This window comes from Alteromonas aestuariivivens (assembly GCF_003367475.1).
GTDB classification, from domain to species: domain Bacteria; phylum Pseudomonadota; class Gammaproteobacteria; order Enterobacterales; family Alteromonadaceae; genus Alteromonas; species Alteromonas aestuariivivens.
Genome location: NZ_QRHA01000025.1, coordinates 1 through 3186 on the forward strand (window position 1 = coordinate 1; position 3186 = coordinate 3186).

The window sequence follows — 3186 nt, forward strand, 5'->3', positions numbered from 1 at the left end:
AAAAACCGGCTTCAATAGCCAGCCCTTCACGTTTGTGATCGTCAATGACATTAAACAATCGGTAGTTTCGGCCATCAGCAAGCTGATCATGCATAAAGTCCATCGACCAAACCTGGTCAGACCGGGTTGGTTCTTTCAGTGGCTCAGGCTTGCTGCGATTCAGCCGTCGCTTGGGACGAATACGCAAGTTCAGGGCTTCTTCACAGTAAATGCGGTAAACACGCTTGTGATTCCAGGGTGATCAAAGGTCACACTGGGGAAGGTCACATCACCGACTTTGGATTCACCAAGGGTGATCAGCTGAGCGAATTGCTCATCATCGTGGACTTTGTTTGCCATAAATTCCTTCTCATAATGCAAAAAAGTACTGCTGAAGCTGAGATGCAAGCGCAATCGATCGCCGTTTGGCGATGTTGATGTCATGGGTCTTCAGCGACACTTTGAATTCAGACCTGCCAACATGAGGTAATAAATGGCGAGGCGTACGCTGTCGAAAGTACCAGATTTGTTGTCGCTTAAAAAGGTATGAGGGGGGAGTAAATGCCATGCCAGCTCCACCTATTGTGTCCCATTGTGTGTACCAAAACACACGGAAACCCTGAGCTGCATAGCAAAAAGCCCCTAAAAATAGGGGCTTAATCGAAATTGGTGGAGCTGGCGGGATTTGAACTATTCATTAGTTTTTATTTTTCAATAGGTTATTAAAACGCTGCCAATTAACTGTAAACTAGACTCGACTTACTCTTGGTTTTTGACTGTCAAATAATAGTTTGCACTGTAAGCAACTACTTCCAGAAATATTGTAGTGACCCAGAATAATCCAGCTTTGTTAACAATTGCAAACAAACCGTCAATGTTCTTTATATTAGAGCTATTTATATTATTCTCGTGTCCGTTCATGAAGTGAAAGAAGCGGTTTCTTACGTTTGCTAAGAAGCTACCAGTTTCACCGAATTTTATCGACAGAACTCGTGGCTCGTCCGTAGCTTCTGACAGAGCTGAACGAGCACATGACTTTTTGAGCTCGTCAAACATATATTCTTGATCCTCAACAGTAGGTCTTGTCATTTCGAAATCGATGGAGCTTTCAAGCAGTGGGCTCTCCTTAAATACCTTTTGAATAAAGGTCTTAAAGAACCTTAATTCACCCGCAGAATTATCTTCTGACAGTAACTCTTTAAGTAAGGTATATGTGTTTGTAAAACTATCTGTTTTCGAAGCATAGATAAGAGGAAGGGCATAGGATATATGCTCTAAAACACGGTATAAAAATATAAAAGCACTGGCGTGTGACTTCTTATGTGAGTAGTAACAAAAATAAGAGAGCTCACTTAAGATATTTTTATAGAATTTTCTATTGGAACGATATTTAGAAAATTCTATAAAATCTGCGAGCTGTTCATCTGTAAAGCCATCTCCAAGTAATCCTGGGAACTTTTCATTCCACTTTTGGTTATAGGGCTTAAAGTCAGATGTACAATAGTTTATCTTTTGAGTGAATTGATATTCAGAGTCTTTGTGTTCGACTTTGATTGCACCGCTTAGAAGCCTCAATATAAGAAGAAGCTCAGCATTAGAGTTTCCCTTTATTTTAAGCGCATCGATTGTTGTTTCGAGAGTTTTATCTGTGAAGCTCTCATAATAAGCAAACGGAAAACTTCTGGACATAATTATGATGTAATATCAAAGAAATGTTCTACTAACTCGTCTGCATCCATGGATGATAACTTTTCGTGATGTGTGATAAATTCACAAGACAGTTGACGTCTATATTTACCCAGATTTACCTTCGAGGGATTGATTGCGTCGAAACCTTCTTCAAAAAGATCTATAGATTCGGCAAATCGCTCTGGTGTGAGTGAACATATTTCTTCGTAGGACCTTTTTGCTCCCAAACAAAAGCCTATAAGGTTATTGTTCACCTTAAACCAATCTTTACAACTCCTTTGTTGCGAAAGCTTGTCTACCAGGTTTAAGATTTCTTCAAATTTGAGACTGTTTCCATCATCTCTAGTGTCCAAGACTCTGCTAACCAGGATCTCATCCATTTTTTCATCGATGATTTTATTGTTTTCATTGTTAACGTTATTCGTAAGAAATGCTAGGTAAGCTCTTGAAATATCACCTAGATTGAATGCGCCCCTTATCGTTTTTTTCGCCCTTTCTTTCTCAGTCTGAACGACGATGTTCTGTAGCGTCGTAAAGTCAAACATTTCGTTTGTTAAAATCTCAATTTGATGGCGAGGCGTCATTGGCTTCTGTCCATTATTGAGAGTAATCATTCTATAGAGAAGTTTATCTTGATTGTCTGCTACGATGATATTTAAGAAGGCTACGCGGTTTTCATCAAAGCTTTCCTCCTCTGATGCAGATTTTAAAGTATTTAGCCTTTGCATTCCGTCCAGAATATAACCTTTTTCAAGGTTTGCATTGACGTATGCTTCCAGTGATGCCACCTCGGACAAGTTCGTTTTTTGTTTGTCAACAAAAGCGATAGTTAGGGGCGGCATAATGCACCCATCGATAATATCCCTTTTGAGTCTTCTATAAAATTTTTTGTCTTGTAGCTTTCTTTGTGCATCAAATCTATTGATTAGAGGATATAAATTTTCAAGTGCAACTTTGTAAGTTGTTCTCCCAGCAGCTACGAAGCTGTTTATAACTTCGTCCTGGTCGGCCGTAAAAATTTCTATTTTTTTGCTCATTTAGTCCTACTTTAAGAATCTTTATTGTTTTAAATGAGTAAATTGGAAGAGAGTCTGGTATTACTAGTGATCTATCCATTTACCATAAGTACGTTCAAGCATCTGAAGGCTGGTGTGCCCCAGTTGCTTTGCCACCCAAAAAGGTAATTTTCCCTCTGTTAACATCAATGACGCGTAGGTATGTCTGCATTGATATGGGCACCTGTAACGTACTCCTGCTCTTTCCAATGCAGGCTTCCAAATATACTTACGTAAACCATCAGCATAGTGAAATGGAAGCATTGTCTCCGGATTTATAAATACTTTTTCTGAACTGTACCATCGACTATGCCTTATCTCCAACAATGCATTCAGTGTAGTGGCATAGTGAATTTGGCCACCTAATTAGAGCTGCTATGATAGCAGCATAACAAAATTAGGTGACAAGATGGCAAAGAAGAAAGGCTCGAATTTTAGTCCTGAATTCAGACTGGAGACAGCG

The 3186-nt window shown here is 39.4% G+C and carries 4 protein-coding genes and 1 pseudogene; all 5 read right to left on the minus strand.

What is annotated here, in order from left to right:
• Positions 1-235 (minus strand): annotated as a pseudogene (locus tag DXV75_RS16945) (IS3 family transposase); the annotation flags it as partial.
• Positions 190-423 (minus strand): hypothetical protein, encoded by a 234-nt coding sequence (locus tag DXV75_RS17070; protein WP_147291852.1) that lies wholly within the window; start codon positions 421-423, stop codon positions 190-192. The gene DXV75_RS17070 and the pseudogene DXV75_RS16945, both read right to left, overlap by 46 nt.
• The gene (locus tag DXV75_RS17320) at positions 350-547 is read right to left on the minus strand and encodes a DUF6538 domain-containing protein (protein ID WP_425451722.1); all 198 of its coding nucleotides are present in this window, start codon (positions 545-547) and stop codon (positions 350-352) included. Before DXV75_RS17320 ends, DXV75_RS17070 begins: the two co-directional genes overlap by 74 nt.
• Positions 548-738: 191 nt before the next feature.
• Positions 739-1668, minus strand: a complete 930-nt coding sequence (locus DXV75_RS16950; RefSeq protein WP_115594603.1) for a hypothetical protein — start codon at positions 1666-1668, stop codon at positions 739-741.
• Between the two features lie 2 nt (positions 1669-1670).
• Positions 1671-2705 carry a hypothetical protein gene (locus DXV75_RS16955; protein WP_220272545.1) on the minus strand — a complete coding sequence of 345 codons (1035 nt, stop codon included), beginning with the start codon at positions 2703-2705 and terminating at the stop codon, positions 1671-1673.
• Between the last annotated feature and the right edge of the window lie 481 nt (positions 2706-3186).

Bases quoted from the DNA above. Each gene is read 5' to 3' on its own strand.
- DXV75_RS17070 (WP_147291852.1), bottom strand. From the start codon at position 423: ATGACATCAACATCGCCAAACGGCGATCGATTGCGCTTGCATCTCAGC.
- DXV75_RS17320 (WP_425451722.1), bottom strand. From the start codon at position 547: ATGGCATTTACTCCCCCCTCATACCTTTTTAAGCGACAACAAATCTGG.
- DXV75_RS16950 (WP_115594603.1), bottom strand. From the start codon at position 1,668: ATGTCCAGAAGTTTTCCGTTTGCTTATTATGAGAGCTTCACAGATAAA.
- DXV75_RS16955 (WP_220272545.1), bottom strand. From the start codon at position 2,705: ATGAGCAAAAAAATAGAAATTTTTACGGCCGACCAGGACGAAGTTATA.